This is a genomic window from Schleiferilactobacillus shenzhenensis LY-73, from assembly GCF_000469325.1.
Lineage (GTDB): Bacteria > Bacillota > Bacilli > Lactobacillales > Lactobacillaceae > Schleiferilactobacillus > Schleiferilactobacillus shenzhenensis.
Map to the genome: position 1 here is coordinate 1 of NZ_KI271625.1, position 5,181 is coordinate 5,181.

The 5,181-nt window shown below is 57.3% G+C and carries 4 protein-coding genes; all 4 read left to right on the plus strand.

Going from position 1 to position 5,181, the window contains the following annotated elements; genetic code table 11:
* The first annotated feature begins 235 nt into the window (after window positions 1-235).
* From L248_RS14735 to L248_RS14750, 4 genes are read left to right on the plus strand one after another with little or no spacing between them, the layout of a single operon-like run.
* Entirely contained in the window at window positions 236-1,402 is a 1,167-nt protein-coding gene (locus L248_RS14735; RefSeq protein WP_040537139.1) for a galactokinase, read from the plus strand.
* Window positions 1,403-1,459: 57 nt separating this feature from the next.
* Window positions 1,460-2,452, plus strand: a complete 993-nt coding sequence (galE, locus tag L248_RS14740; protein WP_022531059.1) for a UDP-glucose 4-epimerase GalE — start codon at window positions 1,460-1,462, stop codon at window positions 2,450-2,452.
* Window positions 2,453-2,488: 36 nt separating this feature from the next.
* On the plus strand, window positions 2,489-3,982 hold the full coding sequence (locus L248_RS14745; protein ID WP_040537141.1) for a UDP-glucose--hexose-1-phosphate uridylyltransferase: 1,494 nt from the start codon (window positions 2,489-2,491) through the stop codon (window positions 3,980-3,982).
* Between the two features lie 27 nt (window positions 3,983-4,009).
* On the plus strand, window positions 4,010-5,002 hold the full coding sequence (locus tag L248_RS14750; protein ID WP_022531061.1) for a LacI family DNA-binding transcriptional regulator: 993 nt from the start codon (window positions 4,010-4,012) through the stop codon (window positions 5,000-5,002).
* The last annotated feature ends 179 nt before the right edge of the window (window positions 5,003-5,181 follow it).

Genomic DNA, 5,181 nt, shown 5'->3' on the forward strand with positions numbered 1-5,181 from the left:
GTGCCCACGGCGTTCCACGCCCAGCCAGCCGGAGGGCCCAAATCGCCGGGTCCCGCGTCATACTTCTCTCCCCCACAAACCATAAAGCGCTTCACTGAATGCCGGATAAAACGCCACCATCATGATGATACCGGCGTCAGAACGACTTTTTATTCCCATCAGTAAATATTATTTAGTAAACTTTACTAAATCGTGCTATACTACACTTGAATACAAAGAAAGAGGTGTCTTTTCAATGGATCATTCAGAATTGCTGGACCAGTTCCAAGAACAGTTCAACACGCCGGCCAAGGCGATGTACTTTGCGCCGGGGCGGATCAATTTGATCGGTGAGCACACCGATTATAACGGCGGCCACGTTTTCCCCTGTGCCATTAGCCTGGGGACATACGCGGTCGTTGCCCCGCGGGAAGACAAAGAGTTTCGGCTGTACTCGGCGAATTTCGCCGATAAGGGCATCGTGACCGTGCCCCTGGACGGCCTGGAGAACAAGAAGGCCTATGACTGGGCGAACTTCGTTGTCGGCACGACCAAGTTTATGGCCGAGTCCGGCACCATCGATCACGGCCTGAATATTTTCTTCTGGGGCAACCTGCCGAACGGCGCTGGGCTTTCTTCCTCCAGCGCACTGGAACTGGTGACCGCCAACCTGCTGGCCGATCAGTTCAACATCAAGATGGATCCCGTGGACATGGCCAAGCTGGGCCAGCGGGTGGAGAACAAGTTCATCGGTGTGAATTCCGGCATCATGGATCAGTTCGCCATTGCCATGGGGCGGCAGGATCACGCCATTCTGCTGGACACCAACACCATGGAATATGCTTACCAGAAACTGAACCTGGGCGACGCCAAGATCATCATCATGAATACCAACAAGCGCCGTCAGCTGTCCGATTCGAAGTACAACGAACGCCGCGCTGAATGTGAAAAAGCCCTGGCGATGATTCAAAAGGGAGACGACGTACAGAGTCTGGGCGCCCTCTCCTTAGAAGAATTCGATGAGTATACTTACCTGATCAACGACGACACGCTGATCAAGCGGGCCCGCCACGCGGTCTTCGAAAATCAGCGCACCTTGGAAGCCGTTGACGCTCTGCAAAACAACGATTTGGCTCGCTTCGGCCGGCTGATCAACGCGTCCCACGTGTCACTGGAGCACGACTACGAAGTCACCGGCAAGGAACTGGATACCCTGGTCCACACTGCTTGGCAGCAATCCGGCGTCATCGGCGCCCGGATGACCGGGGCCGGCTTCGGCGGCTGCGCTATTGCACTGGTCCACGACGATGCCATTCCGGCTTTTGAGAAAGCTGTCGGTGACACGTATAAGGACACCATCGGCTACGCGGCTGACTTCTATGTCGCTGAAATTTCTGATGGCCCGCACCGGGTTCAGCTTTAATTTCTCACTGCAGCAGCAATTGACAAGCAACCAACACACACATTGGAGGCAGATCAAATGACAGTATTAGTATTAGGCGGCGCCGGTTACATTGGCTCACATACCGTAGATCGCTTGGTGGAAAAGGGCTATGACGTCGCAGTCGTCGACAACTTGATCACTGGCCACGCTAAGGCCATCAATCCCAAGGCCCGCTTCTATCAAGGCGACGTCCGGGACAAGCTCTTCATGCGCGAGGTCTTTGACAAGGAAGACATCGACACAGTGATCCACTTCGCCGCGTTCTCCGTCGTGCCCGAGTCGATGAGCAATCCGCTGAAGTACTTCGACAACAACACCTACGGCATGACCGCCCTGCTGGAAGTGATGCGCGATGCCGGTGTCAAGCGCATCGTCTTTTCTTCCACCGCTGCCACCTACGGCGAACCCAAGCAAGTACCGATCAAGGAAACGGATCCGCAGATTCCCACGAACCCGTACGGCGAGAGCAAGCTGTCAATGGAGAAGATCATCCACTGGGCCGATGTCGCTTACGGCATCAAGTTCGTCGCCCTGCGCTACTTCAACGTCGCCGGTGCCAAGGCGGACGGCTCTATTGGTGAAGACCACCACCCGGAGACCCACTTGATTCCCATTATCTTGCAAGTCGCTCAAGGCAAGCGGGACAAGCTGACCATCTTCGGCGGCGACTATCCCACTGACGACGGCACCAACATCCGGGATTACGTCCACGTCATGGACTTGGCTGACGCCCACATCTTAGCCATGGAATACTTGAAGAAAGGCAATGACTCCACGGCCTTCAACCTGGGTTCCTCCCACGGCTTCTCGAACAAAGAAATCGTCGATGCGGCCCGCAAAGCGACCGGCAAGCCGATTCCGGCAGAAATCGGCCCACGCCGCGCAGGTGACCCCGCCGTCTTGGTCGCTTCCAGTGAAAAAGCCAAGAAGATCTTGGGCTGGACCCCGAAGTATGACGACATGGAGAAGATCATCGCCACGGCTTGGCACTGGGACGAGACGCATCCCAACGGCTACAACGATCGGTAATCATTGAATTCTGAGAAGAAAGAAGTGCAGGAGATTATGGCAAAGACCGCGCTCGTGGCGGCATTCGTCAAGGCCATCATCGCGGCCAACCCCGAATACGAGGCTGTGGATGATGTGTATCTGAGCAACCGCATTCTCGCTCTGGTAGGCGATGATGCGCTCCATCTGACGACAGAGACGACCAACGTCATTGATTTGAAGGACGAATTGGTCGCCCACGCCGTCAAGACCGGAGAAATCGACGATTCTCAGCCGGACCGGGACATTCTCGGGGACCAGCTGATGGATCTGTACACCCCGACTCCGGGACTGGTCAATCGTGAATTCTGGAAGCGGTATGAAGAATCACCGGAAGCGGCGACGAATTACTTCCATTCCCTTTCTGAAAATAACGATTATATCCAGACGCGGCGGATCGCCAAGAATATTCGCTACCTGACCCCGACGGATTACGGCAAGCTGGAGATCACGATCAACTTGTCCAAGCCGGAGAAGGACCCCAAGGCAATTGCCGCGGCAGCGAAGCAGAAGAACAACACCAACTATCCGCAGTGCCAGTTGTGCTTGCAAAACGAGGGCTACAAGGGGCGGCTGGACTACCCGGCCCGCAGCAACCACCGCATCATCCGCTTCGACATCAACGGTCACCACTGGGGCTTCCAGTACTCGCCTTACGCGTACTTCAACGAACACAGCATCTTCTTGGACACGATCCACGAGCCGATGCACATCACGGAGGAAACCTTCGTCAATCTGCTGCACATCGTCACCGTGTGGCCCCACTACTTCGTCGGCAGCAACGCCGACCTGCCCATTGTCGGCGGGTCGATGCTCTCCCACGAACATTATCAAGGCGGCCGCCACACCTTCCCGATGACCGTGGCCAAGCTGGACAGCACCTTCACCTGGCCGGCGCACCCCAACGTCACGGCCGGGATCGTCCACTGGCCCATGTCTTGCATTCGCCTCACCGCAGCCGACACCACGGACTTGGTGGCCGCCGCCGAGGAGATTCGCGCCGCTTGGCAGGAATACTCCGATGACGCGCTGGACATTCGAGCTTACACGGATGGTACCCGCCATCACACGGTGACCCCGATTGCGTCCCGGACGGCGACTGGCGATTACCAGCTGGACCTGGTCCTGCGGGATAATCAGACGTCAGCCCAGTATCCCGACGGCATTTTCCACCCGCATCAAGACGTTCAGCACATTAAGAAAGAAAACATCGGCCTCATCGAAGTCATGGGCTTGGCCGTCTTACCGGCCCGGCTCAAGGATGAGTTGGCCGAGGTCGAGAAGTTCCTGCTGGGTCAGGATAATGCCATGAAGGAATATCATCGGCCGTGGGCTGAGCAATTGGCCAAAGATAATGCCGGCCGCATTTCTGCCAGCAACGTTGAGGACATCGTCCGGCAAGCCGTCGGTCATGTCTTCCTGCGGGTCTTGATGGATGCCGGCGTCTACAAGCGGGACGCCGCCGGCCAAGCCGGGTTCCAGCGGTTCATCAGCAGCGTTACTGGACAATAACGAGAAACGAGAATGGAGTGACAACACATGGCCACGATCAAGGATATCGCGGATCGGGCTGGCGTCTCCAGTGCCACAGTATCACGGGTATTGAATTATGATCAGTCACTGAATGTGACCGAGGAGACCCGGCGAAAGATCTTCCAGGTGGCCAATGAGTTGCAATACGCCAAGGTCCACCGCAAACAACCCCAGCAAAAGCGCATCGCCATCGTCCAATGGGTGGACGAAGCGGACGAACTCAGCGACCTCTACTACCTCTCCATCCGGATGGGCGTGGAGGAAGCAGCAGCCGAGGAAGGCTACTCCGTTATTCGGCTGTTTCACTCCTTCGGTGCTAACGAGCTGAAGAACGTCGCCGGCATTGTCGCCATCGGCAAGTTCGGCGACCATCAGCTCAAGGAACTGAAGGGCTACCGCCTGCCCCTGGTGATCATCGATGATGACGTCTTAGGCCGAGACATCGACTGTGTCGTTTCCGACTTTGCCGGCGCCGTCACCCAAGTGGTGGATTTCTTCATCAGCCACCACTTAGAACGCATCGGCATGCTGCGCGGTGTGGAGAAAACCAGCGAAGGCAACGAGTGGGCAGATTCCCGTCCGCGGGTGTTCACCACGGCTCTGAAGAAGCTTGGCCTGTACCATCCCGAGTGGGTCTTCGACGGGGCTTTCAACCCCACGTCCGGTGAAGAAATGATGGACACCGCCCTCGCCCAGCTGGACGACCACCTGCCCCAAGCGTTCTTTGCCACCAGCGATGCGCTGGCAATCGGTGCTTTGAAGTCGCTGCGCCGGGCCGACATTGCCGTGCCCCAGCGGGTAGCGCTGATCGGGTTCAACGATATTTCCATCGCGAAGTATCTGGAGCCGCCCCTGACCACGGTCCACGTGGACACGGAGGCCATGGGCCACCAGGCCTTTGCCCGGCTGAGTCAGCTGATCGAGAGCAGTGAGCCCGTCTTAGCCCAACGGCTGACCCTGGCGACGCACTTGATCATCCGCGACACGACGCCGCGGTGAAGGAGAAAAGAAACAAGGCAGCAGCCCGACCGGAATGGTTGGGCTGCTTTCTTTTTGGCGTCAGACTTGGTAGGAAATGGCAGTGTCTGGCCGCGGCCCGGGTGACTCCAGGCTCCGCGGGAGGGGGCGGCGACGCGAAGCTAGTGCGAAGCCGGTCCTGCGGAGCTAGTGGTGGGCAC

Coding starts and splice junctions, on each gene's coding strand:
- L248_RS14745 (WP_040537141.1), top strand. CDS start 2,489: ATGGCAAAGACCGCGCTCGTGGCGGCATTCGTCAAGGCCATCATCGCG.
- L248_RS14750 (WP_022531061.1), top strand. CDS start 4,010: ATGGCCACGATCAAGGATATCGCGGATCGGGCTGGCGTCTCCAGTGCC.
- galE (WP_022531059.1), top strand. CDS start 1,460: ATGACAGTATTAGTATTAGGCGGCGCCGGTTACATTGGCTCACATACC.
- L248_RS14735 (WP_040537139.1), top strand. CDS start 236: ATGGATCATTCAGAATTGCTGGACCAGTTCCAAGAACAGTTCAACACG.